General features: G+C 70.7%; 18 protein-coding genes. 6 read left to right on the top strand and 12 right to left on the bottom strand.

Features of this window, described 5'->3' with window-relative positions:
• Positions 1 to 4: 4 nt before the first annotated feature.
• The 3 genes from NQ151_RS13980 to xylA all read right to left on the bottom strand — a co-directional run bounded on the left by NQ151_RS13980 (position 5) and on the right by xylA (position 3,284).
• A complete protein-coding gene (locus tag NQ151_RS13980) occupies positions 5 to 688 on the bottom strand; it encodes a GTP pyrophosphokinase (RefSeq protein WP_257509020.1) in 684 nt (227 codons plus the stop codon).
• A 63-nt stretch (positions 689 to 751) separates the two neighbouring features.
• Entirely contained in the window at positions 752 to 2,077 is a 1,326-nt protein-coding gene (locus NQ151_RS13985) for an FGGY family carbohydrate kinase (RefSeq protein WP_257528457.1), read from the bottom strand.
• 19 nt (positions 2,078 to 2,096) lie between these two features.
• Positions 2,097 to 3,284 (bottom strand): xylose isomerase, encoded by a 1,188-nt coding sequence (gene xylA / locus NQ151_RS13990; protein WP_257528458.1) that lies wholly within the window; start codon positions 3,282 to 3,284, stop codon positions 2,097 to 2,099.
• A gap of 176 nt (positions 3,285 to 3,460) precedes the next feature.
• Between xylA and NQ151_RS13995 the strand changes: the two genes are divergently transcribed.
• Positions 3,461 to 4,468: a LacI family DNA-binding transcriptional regulator gene (locus NQ151_RS13995; RefSeq protein WP_257509017.1), complete on the top strand. Its 1,008-nt coding sequence runs from the start codon at positions 3,461 to 3,463 to the stop codon at positions 4,466 to 4,468.
• A 115-nt stretch (positions 4,469 to 4,583) separates the two neighbouring features.
• Positions 4,584 to 8,795 (top strand): endo-1,4-beta-xylanase, encoded by a 4,212-nt coding sequence (locus NQ151_RS14000; protein ID WP_257528459.1) that lies wholly within the window; start codon positions 4,584 to 4,586, stop codon positions 8,793 to 8,795.
• 60 nt (positions 8,796 to 8,855) lie between these two features.
• On the opposite strand, the gene NQ151_RS14005 is transcribed toward NQ151_RS14000, so the two are convergent.
• From NQ151_RS14005 to NQ151_RS14020, 4 genes are read right to left on the bottom strand one after another with little or no spacing between them, the layout of a single operon-like run.
• Positions 8,856 to 11,174 carry a beta-xylosidase/alpha-l-arabinosidase gene (locus NQ151_RS14005; protein WP_257528460.1) on the bottom strand — a complete coding sequence of 773 codons (2,319 nt, stop codon included), beginning with the start codon at positions 11,172 to 11,174 and terminating at the stop codon, positions 8,856 to 8,858.
• Positions 11,171 to 12,073: a carbohydrate ABC transporter permease gene (locus tag NQ151_RS14010; RefSeq protein ID WP_257528461.1), complete on the bottom strand. Its 903-nt coding sequence runs from the start codon at positions 12,071 to 12,073 to the stop codon at positions 11,171 to 11,173. Before NQ151_RS14010 ends, NQ151_RS14005 begins: the two co-directional genes overlap by 4 nt.
• Positions 12,074 to 13,066, bottom strand: a complete 993-nt coding sequence (locus NQ151_RS14015) for a carbohydrate ABC transporter permease (RefSeq protein WP_257528462.1) — start codon at positions 13,064 to 13,066, stop codon at positions 12,074 to 12,076.
• On the bottom strand, positions 13,066 to 14,358 hold the full coding sequence (locus NQ151_RS14020) for an ABC transporter substrate-binding protein (RefSeq protein WP_257528463.1): 1,293 nt from the start codon (positions 14,356 to 14,358) through the stop codon (positions 13,066 to 13,068). Before NQ151_RS14020 ends, NQ151_RS14015 begins: the two co-directional genes overlap by 1 nt.
• A gap of 132 nt (positions 14,359 to 14,490) precedes the next feature.
• On the opposite strand from NQ151_RS14020, the gene NQ151_RS14025 reads away from it, so the two are divergent.
• The gene (locus NQ151_RS14025; RefSeq protein ID WP_257528464.1) at positions 14,491 to 15,669 is read left to right on the top strand and encodes an ROK family transcriptional regulator; all 1,179 of its coding nucleotides are present in this window, start codon (positions 14,491 to 14,493) and stop codon (positions 15,667 to 15,669) included.
• Between the two features lie 31 nt (positions 15,670 to 15,700).
• On the top strand, positions 15,701 to 17,104 hold the full coding sequence (locus tag NQ151_RS14030; protein WP_257509010.1) for an aspartate aminotransferase family protein: 1,404 nt from the start codon (positions 15,701 to 15,703) through the stop codon (positions 17,102 to 17,104).
• Here the strand turns inward: NQ151_RS14030 and NQ151_RS14035 are convergent.
• Positions 17,079 to 17,825 (bottom strand): NRDE family protein, encoded by a 747-nt coding sequence (locus NQ151_RS14035; RefSeq protein WP_257528465.1) that lies wholly within the window; start codon positions 17,823 to 17,825, stop codon positions 17,079 to 17,081. The genes NQ151_RS14030 and NQ151_RS14035 overlap by 26 nt on opposite strands.
• Before the next feature lie 50 nt (positions 17,826 to 17,875).
• Here NQ151_RS14035 and coaBC point away from each other — a divergent pair, with 50 nt between their 5' ends.
• A complete protein-coding gene (gene coaBC, locus NQ151_RS14040; protein ID WP_257528466.1) occupies positions 17,876 to 19,099 on the top strand; it encodes a bifunctional phosphopantothenoylcysteine decarboxylase/phosphopantothenate--cysteine ligase CoaBC in 1,224 nt (407 codons plus the stop codon).
• Between the two features lie 237 nt (positions 19,100 to 19,336).
• Positions 19,337 to 19,681, top strand: a complete 345-nt coding sequence (locus NQ151_RS14045) for a DUF7882 family protein (protein ID WP_257509007.1) — start codon at positions 19,337 to 19,339, stop codon at positions 19,679 to 19,681.
• 2 nt (positions 19,682 to 19,683) lie between these two features.
• Here NQ151_RS14045 and NQ151_RS14050 read toward each other — a convergent pair whose 3' ends face one another.
• From NQ151_RS14050 to NQ151_RS14065, 4 genes are all read right to left on the bottom strand, one after another.
• Positions 19,684 to 20,001 carry a DUF7882 family protein gene (locus NQ151_RS14050; RefSeq protein ID WP_257509006.1) on the bottom strand — a complete coding sequence of 106 codons (318 nt, stop codon included), beginning with the start codon at positions 19,999 to 20,001 and terminating at the stop codon, positions 19,684 to 19,686.
• 43 nt (positions 20,002 to 20,044) lie between these two features.
• Entirely contained in the window at positions 20,045 to 20,281 is a 237-nt protein-coding gene (locus tag NQ151_RS14055) for a hypothetical protein (protein WP_257509005.1), read from the bottom strand.
• Between the two features lie 85 nt (positions 20,282 to 20,366).
• The gene (locus tag NQ151_RS14060) at positions 20,367 to 20,876 is read right to left on the bottom strand and encodes a MarR family winged helix-turn-helix transcriptional regulator (protein WP_257509004.1); all 510 of its coding nucleotides are present in this window, start codon (positions 20,874 to 20,876) and stop codon (positions 20,367 to 20,369) included.
• A 50-nt stretch (positions 20,877 to 20,926) separates the two neighbouring features.
• Positions 20,927 to 21,499 carry a TetR/AcrR family transcriptional regulator gene (locus NQ151_RS14065; protein ID WP_257509003.1) on the bottom strand — a complete coding sequence of 191 codons (573 nt, stop codon included), beginning with the start codon at positions 21,497 to 21,499 and terminating at the stop codon, positions 20,927 to 20,929.
• Positions 21,500 to 21,618 lie beyond the last annotated feature (119 nt).

The raw sequence follows: 21,618 nt of genomic DNA on the forward strand, positions 1-21,618 counted from the left end.
CCGCTCAGACCGGCCGGACCACCGGCCCGCGGCCGGGGCCGTGCAGCTCGAGGTGCAGGCGCTGCATCCGCTCGTCCAGCGCGGCCGCCGAGTCGGCGGCATCCTTCAGTTCGGCCAGCAGCGAGTCGGGCACCTGCCGGTCGTACTTGTAGTAGATCTTGTGCTCGAGGCTGGCCCAGAAATCCATCGCGATGGTGCGGAACTGGATCTCCACCGGCACGTGCACCGGACCGGTGGACAGGTACACCGGCACCTGGACGATCGCGTGCAGGCTCTGGTACCCGTTGGGTTTGGGTTCGGCGATGTAGTCCTTCACGGCGATCACGGTGATGTCGGACTGCGCGGTGAGCAGGTCGAACAGACGGTAGGCGTCGGCGCGGAAGCTGCAGGTGATGCGCACCCCGGCGACGTCGGTGATGTTCGCGCGGATGGTGTCGAAGTCGGCGGCGATGCCCTTGCGCACCACCTTCTCGACGAGGCTGTCGGGCGACTTCACCCGGCTGGTGACGTGCTCGATGGGGTTGTACGCGTGCATATTCGCGAATTCGTCGCGCAGGATCGAGATCTTCGTCTCGACCTCCTGCAGCCCGAACCGGTACTCCAGCAGGAACCGCTGCAGGTCGTCGCGCAGGTCGCGCAGGTCCTGGGTCGACAGTGACAGATGCTCCTGGCCCGCGGGGTTCGCCATGACCTCGACCCTAGGGCCGTCGTGTAGGCGCGCGCTGTGAACCCGCCCGTGCCAATTCGCCCGCTAGCGGGGCGCGACGAGGGCGGCGGCCTGGCGGGCGGCGCCGAGGGCGACGTACTCCCCGGGCTCGGGGACCTCCACCGGCATCCCGAACACCAGCGGCGCGATCGCCTGCACCGCCTCGGACTGCGCGCCGCCACCGATGAGCAAGGCCCGCTCCAGCGGCACGCCCAGTCCGCGCAGCGCGTCCAGTCCCGCCGCGAGGCCGCCGAGCATCCCCTCCACGGCGGCGCGGGCGAGGTTCTCCCGCGTGGTGGATGCCAGGGTCATGCCGGTCAGCGACGCCGTGGCATCCGGGAGGTTGGGGGTGCGCTCCCCCTCGAAGTACGGCACCAGCCGCAGGCCGGCGGCGCCCGGCGGCGCGGCGAGCGCGAGCCGGGACAGCTCGGCGTGATCCACCCCGAGCAGCCGCCGGATCGCCTCGAGCACGCGGGCGGCATTGAGGGTCGCCACCAGCGGCAGGAACGCGCCGTCGGCGCTGGCGAACCCGGCCACGGTGCCGGTGGCATCCACCGTGCGCTCGGCGCTCACGGCGAAGACCGTCCCACTCGTGCCGATCGAGACGACCACGTCGCCGGTGCGCGCACCCGCGCCCAGCGCCGCCGCCGCGTTGTCGCCGGCGCCGGGGCCGACCAGCCGGCCGTCGGCGTCGCGCACGCTCTCGCCCGGCCCGAGCACCCTCGGCAGCACCGCGTCGTGCCCGAGCGCGGCGATGAGCAGGTCGCGGTCGTAGTCACCGGTGTCGGGGTTCCAGTACCCGGTGCCCGAGGCGTCTGACCGGTCGGTCACGAGCTCATCGAGCATCGGGCCACGCGGCGACCGGCCGGTGGGGCCGAAGCCCCGCAGGCGCCACGTGAGCCAGTCGTGCGGCAGGGCGACGGCCGCGACGCGCGCGGCGTTGTCGGGTTCGTGGTCGCGCAGCCAGCGGAGCTTGGTGATGGTGAAGGATGCCACCGGCACGAGCCCCGTCCGCCGGGCCAGCTGGTCCGCCCCGAACTCGGCGATGAGGTCCGCGCCGGCCTGGGCCGAGCGGTTGTCGTGCCACAGCAGGGCGTCGCGGACAACGCGTCCCTCGCTGTCGAGGGCGACCATGCCGTGCTGCTGCCCGCCGATCGCCCACGCTGCGACGCCGTCGGGGTCGCCAGGCGCACCGAGCCCGCCGGCATCCGTGATCGCTGACTGCAGCGCCTGCCACCACGCCTCCGGGTCCACGGACGTGCCGTCGGGGTGCGCGGCGCGGCCCTGGCGCACGATCGCGCCCGTGGCGGCATCCGTCAGGACGACCTTGCACGACTGCGTCGACGAATCGACGCCCATCACGAGTGCCACCAGCGGCCGCCCGCGCGCGTCAGCGTGCGCCGAGCAGGTGCTCGGTGGCCAGCTGCTGCAGCCGCACGAACCCGAAGCCCTTGCCGCCGAAGTACACCGACGGGTCGAAGTCCTCGTAGGCCGTGCGGTCGCCGAGCAGGTCGTCGTAGGACTCCCCGTCACCGAGGGTCGGAACCGACAGTTCGTCCACGCGCGAGGCGGCAAGCGCCTCCTGCACCTCGGGGTCGGCGCGGAAGGCCGCGGCGCGCTCCTTCAGCAGCAGGTAGGTGCGCATGTTGGCCGCGGCGGAGTCCCAGACCCCGGTCTCGTCCTCGGTGCGCGAGGGCTTGTAGTCGAAGTGACGAGGACCCTCGTAGGCGGGCACGCCGCCGAGGCCGCCGTTTTCCAGCAGGTCCACCAGCGCGAACGCGTTGTGCAGGTCGCCGTGGCCGAACACCAGGTCCTGGTCGTACTTGATGCCCCGCTGGCCGTTGAGATCGATGTGGAAGAGCTTGCCGTGGTACAGCGCCTGGGCGATGCCGGCGGCGAAGTTGAGCCCCGCCATCTGCTCGTGGCCGACCTCGGGGTTCAGGCCCACCAGCTCCGGGCGCTCCAGCGAATTGATGAAGGCGAGGGCGTGCCCGAGGGTGGGAAGCAGGATGTCGCCACGGGGCTCGTTGGGCTTGGGCTCGATCGCGAACCGGATGTCGTAGCCCTTGTCGACCACGTACTGGCCGAGCATGTTCACCGCTTCGCGGTAGCGCTCCAGTGCGGCGCGGATGTCCTTGGCGGAGTCGTACTCGGCACCCTCGCGGCCGCCCCACATCACGAACGTCTTCGCGCCGAGTTCGGCACCGAGGTCCAACTGGCGCAGCACCTTGCGCAGCGCAAAGCGGCGCACGTCACGGTCGTTGGAGGTGAAACCGCCGTCCTTGAACACCGGAGCGGAGAACAGGTTGGTCGTCACCATCGGGACGATCAGTCCGGTGTCGGACAGCGCGCCCTTCAGCCGGTCGATCTGCGTCTGGCGTTCGGCATCGGTGGACCCGAACGCGAACAGGTCGTCGTCGTGGAACGTCAGGCCGTAGGCGCCGAGTTCGGCGAGTTTCTCGACGGCGTGCACGACGTCGAGGGGCGGGCGCGTGGGACCGCCGAAGGGGTCGGCGCCGTTGTAGCCGATCGTCCAGAGGCCGAACGAGAACTTGTCGTCGCGGGTGGGGGTGGGCATGACGCTCCTTTGGGTCGCGCAAATTGTTGCTGACGACAACCTATAGCACAATGGATGCCGCGTCCAGAGCCCCCGCGGTGGCGCAGGTCACCCCGGGAGTGTCGCTGCAGCCATCGCAACTTTCGAAGGGACGTGCCACAATGATCGGGCGCCGTCGGCGCTGATCAGGGGGCGACATGGCGCAGACACCGCGCGTGACACTGGCCGCGATCGCCACGGAGGCCGGGGTGTCACTGGCGACGATGTCGAAGGTGCTCAACGGACGCACCGACGTCTCGCCGAGCACGCGCGCCCGCCTCGAGGAGCACCTGAAGCGTCACGGGTACACCCGCCGCGGCTCCTCCCAGCGTGCCGATGCGATCGAACTGGTCTTCCACGAACTCGAAGCCAGCTGGTCGATGGAGGTCATCGAGGGCGTGGAGGATGTCGCCCACGCCGCCGGCATCTCGGTCGTGCTCACCGTCAGCGGCGACCGCCACACGCCGTCGTCCGACTGGGTCGATGGGGTGCTGCGGCGGCGACCGGTGGGGGTCGTGCTGGTCTTCTCGGACCTGCCGCGGCCGCAGCGCGAGAAGCTGCGCTCGCGCGGCGTGCCGTTCGCGATCGTCGACCCCGCTGGCGACCCCGCCCCCGACGTGCCGTCCGTCGGCTCGGCGAACTGGTCGGGGGGCCTGGCCGCCACCCGCCACCTCATCGACCTGGGCCATCGCCGCATCGCGGCGATCACCGGCCCCGAAGACATGATGTGCTCGCTGGCGCGGCTCGACGGTTATCGCTCAGCCATGAACACTGCCGGCCTGCCGATCGATCCGGCGTGGATCCGGTTCGGCGACTTCCACCCCGGTGGCGGCGAGCGCCACGCGCGGGATCTGCTCGCCGGAGCGGATCGCCCCACCGCCGTGTTCGCCGGCAGTGACCTGCAGGCGCTCGGGGTCATCGCCGCGGCGACGGCGGCGGGACTCAGCGTGCCCGGTGACCTCTCGGTCGTCGGCTATGACGACATTGCGCTGGCGCGGTGGCTGAGCCCGCAGCTGACGACCGTGCATCAGCCGCTGCGCCGGATGGGCGAGGAGGCGGCCCGGATCGTGCTGCGCCTGGCGGCCGGCGAGAAGGTGGACGCGCTGCGCATGGACCTCGCCAGCCACCTCGTCGTGCGAGGCAGCACCGCACCACCGGCATCCTGATGCCTTCGAAACTCCCGAGCGATATTTCGTAACGCTTTCGTCACGACGTCATCAACAGCGGCTCGTCCCGTCATATGTTCGGACGGACCACAAATTGACGCGCAAAGGAGCGCTCATGTCCCGACGACCCGTTCTGGCAGGCATCGGCACAGTCGTCGCCGCCGCCCTGGCATTGACTCCCCTCCTCCCGGCGGCCACCGCCGCCACCACCGTCGTCTCCACCGTGGACTTCGAAGACGGCACCACGGGAACGTGGACCCAAAGCGGGGGCCCCACCCTGACCGTCGTCGACGACCCGACCGGCGCCGCCGGCCGCGTGCTGCTCGTGGCCGACCGCGTCAACGGCTGGGACACCCTGCAGAGCCCGACGGGGCTGTTCACCGAGGGCGAGACGTACACGCTGTCGGCCCGCGTGCTGGTGCCCGAGGCATCCGCCCAGGCGCGCTTCATCGTCAAGGAGGGCTTCCATTGGGTGGGGGCGACGTCGGTCGCCGCCGACGAGTGGACGACCGTCACCGGCACCTTCGTGGCCGATTCCGACGACACCCAGGTCTACATCGAGGTCGATCCGGCGACCACCGACTTCTACCTCGACGACATCGCCGTCACCGCCGCAGGCGGGACACCGGGCGACGGCGGGGAGGTCGCGCCCGGCGGCGCGGTGGATCCCACCGTGACCCCGGTGACCAGCGCCGCCGGCACCGGCGACGTCTCGGCGCTGACTTTCGACGACGGGCCGAATGGCGCGACCACCACCGCGCTGCTGGACTACCTGCAGGACAACCGGATCCAGGCGGTGTTCTGCATCATCGGTCAGAACATCCTCGCGCCCGGCGGTGCGGACCTGGTGCGCCGCATGGTCGCCGACGGGCACACGCTGTGCAACCACACCACCGGCTACGCGGACATGGGCGCGTGGAGCGCCGATGCCATCCGGGCCGACCTCGTCGAGAACCTGCGGATCATCCGCACCGCGCTGGGCGACCCGACCGCCGCGGTGCCGTACTTCCGGGCACCCAACGGCAGCTGGGGCGCAACCCCCGGCGTCGCGGTGGAGCTGGGGATGCAGCCCTTGGGCGTGGTCAACACGATCAACGACTGGGCCGAGACCGATCCCGCCGTCCTCACCGAGAACCTGCGCACGGCGATGAAGCCGGGCGAGGTCGTGCTCGTGCACGACGGCGGGGGCAACCGCGAGCCGTCGCTGCAGGCGGTGCGCACCGTCGTCAGCGAGCGCCTGGCCGCGGGGTGGACGTTCACCCTGCCCGCCGGAACGCCCGTGAGCCAGCCTCCGGGCAGCATCCTGCTCGAGGCGGACTTCGACGACCAGCAGCTGAGCGGCTGGTACCCGCGTCAGGGCTCCGGCACCTCCGCCCCGACGGTCGCCGTCGTGGCGGGCGGCGCCGCCGACTCCGCGTTCGCCGCCCAGGTCGCCGACCGCACGCACGAAGGCGACGGCATCCAGTTCGACGTCACCGATGTGCTGCTGCCCGGTCGCACCTACGCGTTCCAGGCCCAGCTGCGCTTCGCGCCCGGCGCCGATGTCGGCCAGGGCCTGTCGGTGTCGATGCGCACCGTCAACGGCACTTCCACGGCGTACGCGAACCTCATCCAGGCCGAGACCGTCACCGCGACGGGCTGGACCGGGGTGTCGGGAGAGTTCACCGTGCCCGCCTACGACACCGCGGCCGAGCTCTACGTCGAGGCCCGGTACAACAGCGGCAACACCTCGACGTTCCTCGTGGACCAGATCCGCGTGAGCGTTCCCGAGGCCGACGTGATCGACACGACGCTCACGCCGCTGCAGGACACCGTGGACTTCCCCGTCGGCGTCGCGATCGACTCCCGCGAGACCTCGGGACAGGCCGCGCAGCTGCTGCGGCATCACTTCTCCCAGATCACGCCCGAGAACCACATGAAGGTGGAGGCCTGGTACGACGCGGAGCAGAACTTCTCGCGCCACGCCGAGGCCACCGCCCTGCTCGACTTCGCGCGGGACAACGGCCTCGGGCTGTACGGCCACGTGCTGCTGTGGCATTCGCAGACCCCCGACTGGTTCTTCCAGGATGCCGGCCGCGAGCTCACCTCCTCCGAGGCCGACAAGCAGCTGCTGCGGGACCGGCTCGCCACCCACATCGACGCCGTCGCCGCATCGATCGCCGACGACTACGGCCTTTACGGTTCGCCGGGCAACCCGGTCGTCGCGTGGGACGTCGTCAACGAGGTCGTCGCCGACCAGCAGACCCCCGACGGGCTGCGCACGAGCCGGTGGCACGACGTGCTCGGCGAGGAGTACATCCACCTCGCGTTCGAGCTCGCCGACAAGGCGTTCAACGAGACGTACGCGGCGCCGGGCACCGACCGCCCGGTGAAGCTCTTCATCAACGACTACAACACCGAGCAGGACCGCAAGGGTGCCCAGTACGAGGCTCTCGTGCATCGGATGCTGGATGCCGGCGTGCCCTTCGACGGCGTCGGTCACCAGTTCCATGTCTCGCTCAACACGACAATCGCCTCGATGGCGGCGGCGCTGGACCGCTTCGCAGGCCTGGGGCTGATGCAGGAGGTCACCGAACTCGACGTGACCGTCAACCCGGTGACCGAGGCCAATCTCGTGCGACAGGGCCACTTCTACCGTGACGCGTTCCGGCTGTTCCGCACCTATCACGCGGCCGCGCCGGCCGCAGAGAAGCTCGCGGCCGTGACGATCTGGGGCCTCACCGACAACCGCTCGTGGCGCTCGGAGCAGGCGCCGCTGCTGTTCGACGCGCAGCTGCAGGCCAAGCACGCCTACTTCGGCGCGGTCGACGACGCCGAGCTTCCCGGTCTCATCACCGCCGCGAACGTCTTCGCCGGCGACATCGCGATCGCCGACGGATTCGAGACAGCCGCCGAGTGGCACAACCTGCCGGAGAACCCGCTCACCGGTGGCGCGGGCGGATTCCAGTCCCGCTGGAGTGACACCCACCTCACGGTGCTCGTGCGCAGCACGGTGGCCCCGGAGCGGGTGGAGTTCACCTATGCCGGCGACGAGCTCGTCTACACGCCGGGGGCGGGGTCACAGGTGCCCGGCCGCACGGTCGAGGTCGGCGGCTCCCACTACACGGTCGTACACCTGCCCCACTCCGGTGTCGCCCGGGGGGCCACGGCGACGTTCGACGTGCGGGTGGTCTCCGGCGGTGCCGTGGCGGGGGCGTGGAACTCGCCCGGCGCCACGGGGCAGCTGACCTTCCTCGAGCCGCTGTCGTTCCTGCACGTGCCGGAACTCCCCGCGCCGACCGTCGACGCGCAGGTGGACGACGTCTGGAAGCGGGCGGCCTCGGCGGTCACCGCCACCCGGGTCGAGGGCAGCGCCGATGGAGCGACCGCCGCGGTGCGCACGCTGTGGCAGGGCAACACACTGTTCGCGCTGTTCGAGGTCACCGACCCGGTGATCGACGCCAGCAACAGCGATGCCTGGAATCAGGACGGTGTCGAGCTGTTCATCGACCTCGGCAATGCCAAGAACGGCACGTACGGCCCCAACGACTCGCAGATCCGCGTCACGGCGGAGAACAAGGTGTCGTTCGGTTCCGGCGACGCGGCCGCGCAGCAGGCGCGGGTGCTCGGCACCGCCACGGCGCGCACCGACACCGGCTACGTCGTCGAGATCGCGATCAACCTCGCGGGTCAGTCCGGGGGGCAGAGCGACGTACCCCTCGGCGGTCTGGGGACCTTCCACGGTCTGGACTTCCAGGTCAACGACGGCCGCGACGGCGCCCGGTACGCCGTGCACACGTGGGCGGAACCGACCGGGACCGGCTACCAGAACACCGGACGCTGGGGCGTGATCGAACTCGTCGGAGCGCCGACGGAGCCCGGTGAGCCCGGCGAACCCGGTGAGCCCGGCGAACCCGGCGAGCCCGGGGGGCCCGGGGAGCCCGGGGAGGACACGGACTGGGCGCGGGTCGACGTCGGCAACGGCACGGTGGAGCAGGGCGGCACGCTGCCGGTGACGGTGTCCGGGCTCGAGCCCGGGCAGCGGATCTCGGCGACGCTGTTCAGCGACCCGATCGTGATCACCGGCATCCGTCCGGCTGGTGCCGACGGCCGCACATCGTTCGCCGTGGCAATCCCCGCCGACCTTCCGCTGGGCCGCCACACGCTGGTCATCGAGTCCGCCGGATTCGAACCGATCTCGGTGACGGTGCGAGTGGTTGCCCCGGGGCAGCTCGCGATCACCGGAGCGCAGCTGCCGTGGGGCATCGCGCTGGCGCTGGCGTTCGCGTTGGTCGCGGCCGGCCTGGTCGCGGTGTTCCGGCCGCGACGGGCGCCCCGCGGCGCCTGAGCGAACGACGAAGGCCCCGAGGCTGCGGCATCCTCGGGGCCTTCGTCATGCCCGCGGGCCTCAGCCCGAAACGGGAACCGCCGCGCTCACCGCCACGTCCGGGGCCAGGCGCCGACCCTGCCCGACCACGCGGGTCGCGCCGGTCACCTGCACCGGCCACGTCGACGCGAGATCGGCCGAGGACCGCCCCGCGCCGAGCACGAGCTCCCCCGCGTCGACGATCCGCCGGCCGTCGCGACCGGTGTAGGAGGCGAGGTCGGTGTGCACCGTGAAGCGCACCTCCGCCTCCTCGCCCGGCTCCAGCTGCACCCGGGCGTACCCGATCAGGCGCTGCACGGGCCGGGCGACCTGGCCGACCGGGTCGTGCAGGTACAGCTGCACCACGTCCGCGCCGGAGCGCCCGCCGGTGTTGACCACCCGCAGCGTCACCTCCAGCTCCCCGTCGGTGCCGATCTCGGCGGTCGAGCCCTGCAGCGGCGACCACTCGAACGACGTGTACGACAGGCCGTGCCCGAAGCCGAACGCCGGCGTCGGGTCGATGTTGGACACGCCGGTGCGCCGCGCCAGCGGCGGGGCGAGGTAGGTTGCCGGCTGCGTGCCGGTCCCCGCCGGGATGCTGACCGGTAGGCGCCCACTCGGGTTGACGCGACCGCTCAGCACCCCGGAGATCGCGGGGGCCCCTTCCTCACCGGTGAAGAACGCCTGCACCACACCCGCCGCCTCCGCCGCGGCGCGGCCGAGCGCATACGGGCGCCCCGCCAGCAGCACCGCGACCACCGGCGAACCGGCGTCGAGTACGGCGTCGATGAGCTCCTGCTGGGCGCCGGGCAGCGCCAGCGACTCCGCGTCGCAGCCCTCGCCGCTCGTGCCGCGGCCGAACAGTCCGGCACGGTCCCCGAGCGCGACCACGACGACGTCGGATGCCGCGGCCAGCGCGACCGCGTCGGCGATGCCGTCCCGCTCGCCGCCGTCGACGCTCGTCCCCCGCTCGTGCGTGATGCGCGCCTCGGGGAACTCGGCCCGCAGGGCCTCCAGGAGGGTGGGGATGCGGATCCCCAGCGCGACACCGGGGTGCTGCGAGACGACATGGGTCGGGAACGAATAGCACCCGAGCATGGCGTAGGGGTCGTCGGCGTTCGGGCCGATCACGGCGATGGATGCCGGTGCACCCAGCGGCAGCATGCCGTCGTTGCGCACCAGCACGATCGCCTCTTCGGCCAAGCGCGCGGCCAGGGCCCGGTTGCCGGGCGGATCGAGGTCGATCGTGCCGCGCAGCGCCTCCGCGTCGCCGAGGTCGGCACCGGCCAGCGCCGTCGGCACCGCGGACCACTCCGGCTCGAGCAGGCCCAGCTGCTCCTTCTGCCGCAGCACCCGCCGCAGCGACGTGTCGATGAGCGCGACGTCCACGACACCGGACTCGACCGCGCGGCGCAGCGGCTCGCCGAAGGTCTTCACGGTGGGAAGCTCCACGTCGATGCCGGCGTACAGCGCCTGCCCCGCGGCATCCGCCCAGGACTCCGCCACCCCGTGCAGCAGCTTCAGGAACGCCACCGCGAAGTAGTCGGCCACGACGGTGCCTTCGAATCCCCACTCCTCGCGCAGCAGCCCGGTCAGCAAGGACCGGTCCGCCGCCGACGGCACCCCGTCGAGGTCGGTGTAGGAGTTCATCACGCTGCGCACGCCACCCTCCCGCACCGCCATCTCGAACGGCGGCAGCAGCACGTCGGCCAGTTCCCGGGGTCCCACGGACACCGGCGCCAGGTTGCGGCCGGCCTTCGAGGCGGAGTAGCCCACGAAGTGCTTCAGCGTCGCGACGATGCCGGATGACTCCAGGCCCCGCACGTACGCGGTGCCGACGGTGGCGACCAGATGCGGGTCCTCGCCGATGGTCTCCTCCACGCGGCCCCAGCGGGCGTCGCGGACGACGTCGAGCACCGGGGCAAGCCCTTGGTGGATGCCGACCGAGCGCATGTCAGCGCCGATGCGGGCGGCCATCTGCTCGACCAGTGCGGGGTCGAAGCTCGCGCCCCACGACAGCGGCACCGGGTAGGCGGTCGCGCCCCACGCGGCGAACCCGGCGAGGCACTCCTCGTGCGCGACGGCGGGGATGCCGAAGCGGGACGCAGCGCGGATGCGCTCCTGCGAGCGGGCGAGCGAGACCGCGCCCACCGCCGCGTCGACCGGCCGGGTGCCGAACGGCCGGGTCAGCTGACCGAGGCCGTGCGGGAGCAGCTCGTCGAGGTCGACGGTGCCCTCCATGTCGTGCTGGTGCGGCGCGACGTCGCCGCCGGTGTCGGACGCGCCGACCCACACGCCGTACAGCTGGGCGATCTTCTCCTCGAGGGTCATTTCCGCCACAAGGCGGTCGATCCGGGTCATCCCTTCACCGCCCCGGTGAGGCCGCCGACGATGCGCTTTTCGGCGAGCAGGAAGAAGACCAGCGCGGGGATCATCGCGAGGGACGTATAGGCCAAAACGGCTCCGGTGTTCTGTGAGTACTGAGAGGAGAACTGGGTGACCCCCAGCGGCAGCGGCCACCACTCCTGCGGGAGGGATCCGGTGCTGATGACCAGCAACGGCAGCAGGTAGCCGTTCCAGCTGGCGACGAAGGCGAGGATGCCGACGGTCACGAGCCCCGGCTTGGACAGGGGCAGCAGGATGCGCCAGAAGAACCCGATGCGGGTGGCGCCGTCGATGCGCGCCGCCTCTTCGAGCTCATCCGGGATCGCCCGCAGGAACGGCACCAGGATGATGATCGTCGTCGGCAGCGCGAACGCGATGCCGGGGATGATTACGCCGAGATACGTCCCGTGCAGCCCCAGGGTGCGCAGCAGCAGCGTGAGCGGGAGCGCCGCGACCGTCAGCGGGAACATGAGGCCCGCGGTGAACAGCGTGTACAGCGCCTGCCGGCCGCGGAAGTTGTAGCGGGCGATGACGAAGGCAGCCATGAGACCTGCCACGACGACACCGACGGTGGTGGCGGTGGCGAGGATGAGGCTGGCTGCGACGTTGCCCCAGAACCGCGGGGCGGTGAGCACGGCCGCCCAGTTGTCGAACACCCACGGATCAGGCAGTCCCGCCGGATTGGCGTTGAGATCGACGGTGCTGCGGAAGCCGCCGAGGAAGACGTAGACGACAGGCCCGACGGCCACCGCGGCGACGACGAGCGCGACGAGATAGACGAAGGGCTGACCCCAGTCGAAAACGCGGGCCTGCCCCGGCGGGGCGGGCTCCGGGGGACGCTCGTCCACGATGGTGGCGGTGGCGGTGGTCGACATCTACTGGACCCCTCGGGTGATGGCGCCGGCAAGGTCGCGGCGCAGCGCGACGCGCTGGTATACCAGCGCGACGACGAGCGAAATGATGAAGAGGATGACGGCGATGGCGCTGCCGTAGCCGGGCTGACCGGCGAACTGGCCCTGCTGCACCATGTAGGTCGCCATGCTCTCGGTGGCGATGCGGCGTACCGCCGGCGCGACGGTCACCCAGATCATGTCGAACACCTGCAGCGACCCGATGATCGACAGGAACGCCCAGATGCGGATGGTGGGCGCCAGCAGCGGCAGTGTGATGTACCGCTGGGTCTGCCACCAGGAGGCGCCGTCGATCTGTGCGGCCTCGGCGAGCTCTTCCGGCACGCCCTGGAGGCCGGCGAGCATGAGCAGGATGGCGAAGCCGATGTACTTCCAGGTGAGGATGAAGAAGATCGTCCACAGGGCGATGTCGGGGTCGGCGAGCCAGTTCTGCCGCAGGAATCCCAGCCCGAGGCCCTCGAGCAGGGCGTTGACGCCGCCACCAGGCTGCAGCAGCAGCTTCCAGGCGAGGCCGGCGATGACTTCGGCCAGCACGTAGGGCACGAAGATGAGCAGCCGGAAGATGCCCCGGCCCTTCATCTTGCGGTTCAGCATGAGGGCGATCGCGATGGCAAGCGGCCCCTGCACCAGCAGCGACATCGCCAAGATGAAGAAGGTGTTGCCGATGGAGCGCTGGAACTCGGGGGTCGTCAGCGCGCGGATGTAGTTGTCGAAGCCGATGAACCGCGCAGGATCCGCCAGGTGCTCCCACCGGAACGCTGGGGGGAGGTTGTAGAAGCTGTACACCGCGGCGAGCACGACGGGCAGGATCACGAACCCGACGAACAGCACGAGCGCCGGAGTGACGAACAGCACGATCTCGAGCCGTTTGGGCCCCTGCCCCGAGCGCGTCCGCTTGTGCGGCGTGGCGCCCGGGCCCGCGGAGACCGCGGGCCCGGGCGTGGTGACGGCGGTCATTACAGGGTTGCCGCCGCGTCCTGCATACGGGTGACGATGTCCTCGGGGGTGCCGTTGCCTGCGAACAGGTTGACGATCCCCTCGTTCATCGCGTTGCCCACGGTGGTGCCGAACGCCGTGTCGAACCAGATCTGCACGAACGAGGATCCCGCCAGCTCCTCAGCGACGAGGGCGAGGTTCGGGTCGTCGACGGACGACGCCGCTGCGGCGACGGTCGGGATGCCCGAGCCGCTCTCGGCGAAGCGCGCCTGCACGTCCTCGCTCATGACGTAGGCCAGCAGATCGGCGCACTCCGGCGGAGCGGTCGCCGAGCAGCCGAAGCCGTCGCCGCCACCCAGCGTGGCCGAGGGGTCGCCTGCCGAGCCCTCGATGGTGGGGAACGGGAACCAGCCGAGGAACTCGGGGACCTCCTCGTTGGGAGCCAGTCCGCCGATCGTGCCGACGTTCCAGTGGCCCATGAGCTCCATGGCCGCCTGCCCGTTGGCGATCATGCCGGCGGAGCTGCCGGCACCTTCCTGCGGAACGGTGCCGAGGAACCCGTCCTGGAACGGCTCGATGCCGATGAACTCCGCCAGCTGGTCGCCGGCTTCCACCCAGCACGGGTCACTGAAGTCGTACTCGGCCGCGGCCGCATCGAGCGTCTCCGGCGAGCAGGACCGCAGGGCGAACTGGTACCACCAGTGCGCAGCCGGCCACCCGGCACCCGCGCCCACCGCGATCGGCGTGAACCCGGCGTCGCGGAGCGTTCCCACCGCGGTGACGAGGTCGTCGAAGGTCTCGGGGACCTCTACGCCGGCCTCTTCGAACTGGTCGGCGTTGTACCAGAAGCCTTCGACGCCGAAGGAGAACGGGATGCCGTAGGTGGCACCGTCCACCTGCCACGCCTTGACAGTGGTCCCCACGCTCTCGATGGTGTCGGGGATGAGATCGTCCAGCGGCATCAGGTAGTCGTTGGAGACCTGGTCGCTCAGCTCACCACCCGGCCACACCTGGAACAGGTCCGGCGGGTCTCCGGCGGCCAGCGCGTTGGGGATGAGCGTGCGCTGCAGCTCCTCGTTCTGGTAGCCGGTCTGCTCGACCGTGACTCCGGGGTTGGCCTCTTCGAACTCGGTGGCGACCTCTTCCCAGACGTCGGGGAGCGGGCCGTTGGTGGCGTTGTGCCACCAGGTGAGTGTGACGCCGTCGCCGGATTCCTCGGCGTTGCCTCCTCCGGTACAACCGGCCAGCGCGCCGACGGCAAGCCCCGCCGCGGCGATCGACGCGGCAATGCGCGTCCTGCTGCGTGTGTTCATCGTTGAACCTCTCGAAAGTTTCGACCTAGTTGTCGAAAATGATCTGGATACGCTCACAATAGGACCGCTCCCATTTGAGGTCAAGGGCAACAAATTCCGGATGCCACGGCCGGTGTCACTTACAGTGGTGCGGTGACCGACACCCACGCTCCGGGCGACGGGGTGCGCCAGCGCAACCTGTCCCGCCTTCTGCGACTCGTACATCGCGAGGGGCCGCTTTCGCGCGCCTCGCTGACCGAAGCGACCGGGCTCAACAGGTCCACCATCGCCGACCTCGTCGCGGAACTGGCGCGCCTGGAACTCGTGGTCGAACAGGCCCCGGCCGCCGACGGCCGGGTGGGCCGGCCGTCGCCGGTCGTCGCGGCATCCGCCGGCGTCGTGGCCATCGCCGCCAACCCCGAGGTCGATGCGCTCGAGATCGCCGCCATCGGCCTGGACGGCAGCGTGTGCGTGCGGGAGCGCAGGGAACTTGACCACCTCGCCACGCCGCAGGAGATCGCGCAGCTGATCGCCGAGCAGATCGATCTGTGGCGCACCGGCGTCCTGGCGTCCGCGCAGATCGTCGCGGTGGGCCTGGCGGTACCCGGCCTGGTGCGCGCCTCCGACGGGCTCGTCCGCACCGCCCCGCACCTGAAGTGGACCGATGTGCCGGTGCGTGATCTGGTGGCCCGGGCCACGGGTCTTGCGACCACCGTCGGCAACGATGCGTCCCTCGGCGCGATCGCCGAGCACCTGTTCGGCGCCGCCCGGGGCATCGACGACGTCATCTACCTCAACGGCGGCGCGAGCGGCATCGGCGGTGGGCTCATCGTGCACGGCGTGCCCGTCGGCGGCGCGGGCGGCTACGCCGGCGAGTTCGGGCAGAACCGGCCGGGCACGACGGTCACCGACCGCCGTGCCGGCGATGGGGTGCTCGAGGACGAGGTCAGCCGCGCCCGCCTGCTCTCGGTCGCCGGTCTCGCCTCGGCCGATGAGCCGACCCTCGCGGCCGTGCTGCGGGCGAGCACGGCACCCTCGGTGACGGAAGAGGTCGCGCGGCAGCGCCGCATCCTGTCGACCGCGCTCGCGAACGCCGTCAACGTCCTCAACCCGTCGGTGGTCGTCCTCGGCGGGTTCCTCGCGACGCTGGCAGGGCACGACATCGCCGAGCTGCTTCAGGTCGTGCGGGCACAGGCGATGCCGGCGTGCGCTGAGGACGTCGAGATCCGCCCCGCGCTCCTGGCGGAGGACCGGCTGCTGGTCGGCGCGGCGGAAGCCGCCTTCGAAGCGCTGCTGCGGGACCCGGTGCTGACCGCGGTTCCCGCGGAGTAGGGTCGGCCCCATCACCGACGAGGGGGTCGTCATGTCGTCCACGCTCAACCACAGCGCCCGCACCGAGGCCGAGCTGCAGCAGCTGGCCAAGGACCACCTGTGGCTGCACTTCGCCCGGCAGTCGGTCATGACCGAAGGTCCGGGCGTCCCCATCATCGTCCGAGGCGACGGGCACCACCTCTGGGATGCCCAGGGCAAGCGCTACCTCGACGGCCTGTCGGGACTGTTCGTCGTCAACGCCGGCCACGGGCGCACCCGGCTCGCCGAGGCGGGTGCGCGGCAGGCCGAGCAGCTGGCGTTCTTCCCGATCTGGTCGTACGCCCACCCGGCGGCGATCGAGCTGGCCGCACGCCTGGCCTCCTACGCGCCCGGCGACCTGAACCACGTGTTCTTCTCCACCGGCGGCGGTGAGGCGGTCGAAACCGCGTTCAAGCTGGCCAAGCACTACTTCAAGCTCGTCGGCAAGCCGGGCAAGCACAAGGTGATCTCCCGCGCGATCGCCTACCACGGCACCCCGCACGGCGCCCTGGCGATCACCGGGCTGCCCGGAATGAAGCAGATGTTCGAGCCGCTCACCCCCGGCGGGTTCCGCGTGCCCAACACCAACTACTACCGCTCCGCCGAGTCGGGGTTCACCGGCGCCACCCCTGAGGAGTTCGGGGTGTGGGCGGCCGACCGCATCGAGGAGATGATCCTGTTCGAAGGCGCCGACACGGTCGCGGCGGTCTTCCTCGAGCCGGTGCAGAACTCCGGCGGCTGCTTCCCGCCGCCGCCGGGGTACTTCGCCCGGGTGCGGGAGATCTGCGACCGTCACGACGTTCTGCTGGTCAGCGACGAGGTCATCTGCGCGTTCGGTCGCATCGGCGAGATGTTCGCCTGCAACGCCTACGGTTACCAGCCCGACATGATCACGTTCGCCAAGGCCGCCACGAGCGGTTACGCGCCGCTGGGCGGCACGATCGTCAGCGACCGCATCCACGAGCCGTTCGCCCACGGCGACGTGTCGTTCCCGCACGGCTACACCTTCGCTGGACACCCGGTGGCAGCGGCGGTCGCCCTGGAGAACCTGGACATCTTCGAGGAGGAGCGTCTGAACGAACGCGTCCGCGAGAACTCCCCCGCCTTCCGCGCCACCCTGAGCAAACTCCTCGACCTGCCGATCGTCGGTGACGTGCGGGGAGACGGCTACTTCTTCGGCATCGAGCTGGTCAAGGACAAAGCCACCCGGGAGACGTTCGACGCCGACGAATCAGAGCGACTGCTGCGCGGGTTCCTCTCCACCGCACTCTTCGACGCCGGGCTCTACTGCCGCGCCGACGACCGGGGCGACCCGGTCGTGCAGCTGGCGCCGCCGCTGACGACGGGCCCGGAGCAGTTCGACGAGATCGAGCAGATCCTGCGGAGCGTCCTCACCGAGGCGTGGTCGCAGCTGTGACCTGGTCCAGCGCCTCGCGCTGCCAGTGCCCGGGGCGGTCGAAGGCACCGTAGCGCACGTCGACACCGTCGTCGCCGATCGTCGCGACGCACAGCAGCAGCGACTGCGTGGGGTACCCGAACGGACGGTTGTCGCGGAAGATGGCGCGATCGTCCTGCGGCGGCAGAGCGGCGGACGCGTCGAGCACGTCGAGCCACGGCGCGAACCAGTCCGCGTCGTCGGGTGCATCCTCGGCAGCGCGGAAGCGGTCGAGCCACGTGGCGATGCGGGCGGTGGCGCGGTCATCGACGTCGTCATGCGCGATCATGTGGATGCCGGGGGTCAGCTCCTGCTCGCGGCGCGCGCGGCCATCCCACGAGACGACGCGCACGGCGCCGGGCGACGCTTGGACGACGTTGAACCCGCGCGTGGTGGGGGCAGCGTCGGGCGAGCGGCCCGCCGCGGACTCCAGCGCGATCCGGCCGCGGGTGGTCACCTCGTCGTCGCTGCGATCCGATAGGTCCTCGCGGTTGAGCACGACCGCCAGGCGACGTGCCGGAAGATCGGCGGCCAACCACGCGCCACCGGCGCGGTTGTCCCGCACGCCCACGGCGCCGGGGTACTCCTCGGGCCACCACGGTCCGAGCGCATCCCACGGCCGGGCCGGGTCCTCGTCGCGCACCGCGATCAGGCGCACCGGGCCGTCCGTCGCCGCGGGGACTGAAACGATCACGGTGCACATGCGGATCTCCTTTCGCGACCGGTCGGCCGGGTGCGTGCGAGAATCGAGCCGTGTTCGTAGTGGTCGGCGTGACCGGTGGCATTGCCGCCTACAAGACGGTGCATCTCGTGCGCCTCCTCATTCTCAACGGTCATGACGTGCAGGTGATTCCCACCGACGACGCGCTGCGGTTCGTTGGCCTGCCCACCTGGGAGGCGATCAGCCGAAATCCGGTGACCACATCGGTGCACGAAGACGTCGCACAGGTGCGTCACGTCTCGCTCGGGCAGCGCGCCGATCTGGTCATCATCGCACCGGCCACGGCCAACACGCTCGCCAAGATGGCAACCGGTCTCGCCGACGACCTGCTGGGCACCACGCTGCTGGCCACCCGGGCGCCCATCGTGGTCGCCCCGGCGATGCACACCGAGATGTGGGAGCACCCGGCGACGCAGCACAGCATCTCGGTGCTGCAGGGGCGCGGTGTGCACGTCGTCGGTCCGGCATCCGGCGCCCTCACCGGCACCGATTCGGGTCCGGGACGGATGAGCGAGCCGGAGGAGATCGTCGCCGCCGCACTGGCGGCAGCGGCACCGCGCGATGACCTCGCCGGTCTCCGGGTCGTCGTCACCGCCGGCGGCACTCGTGAGCCGCTGGACCCGGTGCGCTACCTCGGCAACCGCTCCAGCGGCCGGCAGGGCGTGCAACTGGCCGTCGCCGCCGCCGAACGAGGCGCCGACGTGGCTCTCGTGGCCGCGCACGCCGATTCCGATGCGCTGTCCGCGGCATCCGCCCACCCCCGCATCCATCTCACCAGGGTGGGCACGGCGCTCGAGCTGCAGGACGCCGCGACGTCCGCCGCCGCCGGGGCGGATGTGGTCGTGATGGCCGCCGCCGTCGCCGACTACCGGCCGGCCGAGGTCTCCCACACCAAGCTGACGAAAGAGGGCGGCGACGGCACCCTCACGCTGGAGCTGGTGGAGAATCCCGACATCGTGGCAGGACTTGCCGCCCACCGTGCCGATGGCCAGACCCTCGTCGCGTTCGCCGCCGAGACCGATCCGGACGCCGGCGAACGCCTCGAGCGGGCCAGGCGCAAACGCGCCCGCAAGGGCGTGGACCTGCTGGTGGTCAACGAGGTGGGGTGGCACAAGGGCTTCGAGTCGACGCACAACACCGTCGTCATCGTGGGATCAGGCGGCGAGGTCGTCGCCGAACTGGTCGGCACCAAACGGGAAACCGCGGATGCCGTCTGGTCCGCCGTGCTGGACCAGCGCCGGACGCTCCTAGCGTGACGCCCTGCGCGCCCGCGGCATCAGTTCGCCCTCGATGACATCGAAGGCGGGTAGCTGCGCGAAGAGGGCGTCAGCAGCGTCCCCCGCCGAGTCTGAATCGGACTCGTCTGATGGACAACGCACAGCGGCACCTCCTCGGTGATCGCTTCCACCTTGCACGCCCCGGCCGAATCCGGGGGTGGGCTTGACAAACGCAGACGGGTGCGCAGGCACGCCGCCGCCGCTATCGTGTCGTCCGTGGGCACCATCTTCTATGGCGGCGAGACCATGCCGATTCGCATCGAGGACCGAGCGCTGGCGCACTTGAAGGTCGTCATCGCGACCAAGTTGCGTCGCGGCGAGAGCTTCACCGTGTCGTGGCGGCACGGCGACGACGACCCGCCGGGGCGCAGCACCATCTGGGTGCACCCGTCGATCCCGCTGCGGTTCGTCTTCGATGACCCCGAGCCGGCCATGCTCAGCCGGGAGTGGATCGAGGAGCTGGCCAACTCGGCCAACTCATCAGGCGGCATCATGCTCGTGACCGACCACGACGATCAGACGTCGACCGATCCGCTGACCGAATCGGCGTCGTCGGCCTGAGTTCAGCCCTCTTCGGGGGCAGAGTCCTCGCGGGGCTCGGGCACCACCGTCAGCCCGTTCGGTCCGCTCGCTGCCTGCATGAGCGCTTCGACCCACACCCGGTTGATGCGCGGGGCTCGGCTGCCGTGGAAGGTGAACTGCAACGGCACGGAGGGGTGGATCCAGAAGCTGCGGCGGTCGCCGCCGGGGCCGGACTCCACGTCGAACATGAACGGCTCGCCGCGGCGCAGCTTGTTCATGAAGACGATGCGCAGATGGGCGAGGGTGCGGTCTTCGACCTCGACCGCATTGCCCAGAGTGTCATAGATGAATCGGCCCATACCGTCAGCGTAGCGGGGCGGCGGATGCCGGACGTGCGTGTCCTCAGGCGGGGCCGGAGAGCATCTCCCGCGCGCCTTCTTCGACGGCGGTGGGGATGACCAGGGGGCGCCCCGCGCAGAACGCCTCCCACTCCCGGATGAGCAGCGCCTCGATGCGAGCGGGGCTCAGCTGCGGGAAATCCGCGCACAGCCGGGACACGGCATCGGCGAAGGAGACGACCGGCACTCCGTCCACGCTCAGCGCGGTGCCGTCCAGCCCAGTGGCAGCGAAGTCCTTCACTCCCTCATGCTGTCACGCCGCGACGGGAGGGTCGAATGTCAATCAGTGGGGTAATTTAGCGGCCTAGATACTAGCGAGAACCGACCTATTCGTGCGGCTCGACCTGGTCGACCGCGTCCTGCAGCCGGGTGAGGGTGTCGATGACGACCCGGGTCTGTTCCGGCGTCATGTCGCGCACGGCATCCATCATGCGCGCGTGCATCTTGCCCAGCGTCTCGCGCACCTCGTGGTCGGACTTCTCCGTCGCGATGACGTGGATGCTGCGCCGGTCGGAGGGGTGGGGCTGGCGCACGATGTGCCCCGACTTCTCCAGGCGGTCGATGATCGCCGTCGTCGAGGCAGTCGACACCGCGAGGTAGCGGGCGAGTTCGGAGGGTGAGACCAGGCGGTTCTCGCTCTGCGCCTTCAGCAGATACCGCAGCACGAGCAGCTCGTTCTCGCCCATCGACATCAGTTCGCGGGTGCGGCGGCGCATCGCGAGCTCGGCCGCCCGGTACAGCCGGAACGCCTGCAGCAGCTCCACGGCACGGCGTTGACGCTCATCGTCACCGTCGCGATACCAGTAGTGAGCCGTTGAGGCGTTCGGGTTAGCCACGTCGGCATCCTATTGCACCGGGCCCCGATCCGGTGTAGAGGGGCGGCCGGTCAGGGGGCGGTGGGCCACGACAGCCCGGGTCCGACCAGCACACGCCACAGCCAGTAGGCGGCCATTTCCACCGGCGGCAGCGGGTCGCGCGACACCCACGCGGTGATGACGCCCAGTGCGGTGCCGGCGATGCCGGCACCGACGACGTCGATCGGCAGGTCGGCGAACACGTCCGGATGCGCCAGGCCCACGGTGTCGCGCACGGTCAGCTCGATGCGCGCGCGCAGTCTCGCGGCCACGAGGGCCGAACCGTGGTCGCCGAGCACCCGGCGGTACAGCGCGGCGTTCGCCGCGATGTGCTCGAGGTACTGCAGCAGCTCGCGCGGCATCGCCGGCAGTGCGCCGTCACGGGGTGCGGCGCGCAGCGGCTCGGCGACCTCGTCCAGCGCGCGCTCGAGCGCGTCGGCCAGCAGCGTCTCCTTGTCGGGGTAGTGCTGGTAGAAGCTGCTGCGGTTGACTCCTGCCCGCTGCACGATGTCGCCGATCGTGGTGGCATCCAGCGACCGCTCACGGGCGAGCTCCACCAGCGCGTCCTGCAGGCTCGCCCTGGTGCGCGCAACGCGAGGATCCATGGTCCGATTGTGTCAGCCGGGCGAACGCTGGGAGTTGCGACACCGAGGCGGGATCGCCGACAACTGACGGATAGATTGGATGCCGGCCCGACGCTGTGCCGCTTCCGTCTCCCGTCGAA

Source organism: Microbacterium sp. zg-YB36, assembly GCF_024623575.2.
GTDB lineage: Bacteria > Actinomycetota > Actinomycetes > Actinomycetales > Microbacteriaceae > Microbacterium.